Genomic DNA, 1,165 nt, shown 5'->3' with positions numbered 1-1,165 from the left:
TACTGAGGTTGAACTCGTGATGTCGTGCTGGTCAGGCGGGTCTGATGATCAGGCCGGTCTCGGCGAGGCGGCCGTCTATGAGGTGGCTGCGGTACTGGATGTGCCGCAGGCCGTGGCGGATGCGCTGGATGAGGTGTTCGGGGGTGCTGAAGGCGACGTTGGACAGCCAGCCGCGTCGTAGGAGCGACCAGATGCCTTCGACGGGGTTGAGGTCGGGTGCGTAGGGCGGCAGGTGGTAGATGGTCGGCCAATCCCGGGCTGCCGCCCGTTTCCGCAGGTCGGTGGCCTTGTGGACGTTGAGGTTGTCCCAGATCAGGACGATCGGGCCGCCGAGCTGCTGGTGTGCCGCGGTCAGCAGGTCGCGGTAGTCGCGCCAGGAGAAGCTCTTGCGTCCGTCGCGGTTGCCGTCGTCGCGGCGAGGCCGGTAGATCAGCCTCGAGCGGTGGCCGGGCCGGTAGCAGGTCAACGCTGCGATGGAGATGCGTCTGCGGGAGCGGCCGCGGACGCGCACCACCGGTGTGCGGCCACGGGGCGGCCAGGTCTTCGCCTGCGGCGGCGTCATGGAGGAGCCGGCTTCGTCCTCGAAGACGAGCCAGGCTCCACGGGCCGCCGCGAGTCTTCCGCGCAGGGCCAGGTCTCCTTCACCCAGCCGGCCACGGCCTCGTCGTCGCGTTCCAGGGCCCGGCGGGCGGGGACCTGACAGGACCAGCCGTTGCGGACCAGCAGCTTTCGCACACCCTGAAGGGTGTAGGCCAGGTGGAAGCGCCGGCCGGTCACGGTCTTGATCCGGCCCAGGGTCCACCGCTGGTCCTCCCAGCCGTGCGCGGCCGGTCCCTTGGCCAGTTCCGCCTCCAGCTGTGCGAACTGCCTCTCGCTCAGTCCCGGCAACGACGCCGGCCCCCGCGATCGCAGAGCACGCGGACCGCCCTCGTCCCACGCCTGCCGCCACCGCTGCACCGACCGGACACTGACGCGCAAGTCCTTGGCGATCACCGAGCCCGCCTCGCCGAGGGCGAACCGCTCGGCCGCCTGGAGCCGTAACTCCTCGCGGAACCGCTGACGTTCGGCGGCCAGCCCGCCCCCTTGTGGATACCGCATGCCCCGGTGATACCGCAGGGGACCGCGGCCCGTCAGCCCCTACGACAACACGAGTTCAACCTCAGTA

1 protein-coding gene is annotated in these 1,165 nt (G+C 70.2%); it reads right to left on the bottom strand.

What is annotated here, in order from left to right; all coding sequences use genetic code 11:
* Positions 1–31: 31 nt before the first annotated feature.
* Positions 32–1,098, bottom strand: a protein-coding gene (locus ABD363_RS32735) for an IS630 family transposase (RefSeq protein WP_425578051.1) whose coding sequence is annotated in 2 segments (ribosomal slippage) — positions 32–652 and positions 655–1,098 — 1,065 coding nt in all. Because the reading frame shifts where the segments join, the coding sequence is not laid out codon by codon here.
* Positions 1,099–1,165 lie beyond the last annotated feature (67 nt).

The organism is Streptomyces glaucus (genome assembly GCF_039533365.1).
In the GTDB taxonomy this organism is placed as follows: Bacteria; Actinomycetota; Actinomycetes; order Streptomycetales; family Streptomycetaceae; genus Streptomyces; species Streptomyces glaucus.
This window is presented reverse-complemented; position numbering and strand designations above follow the sequence as displayed.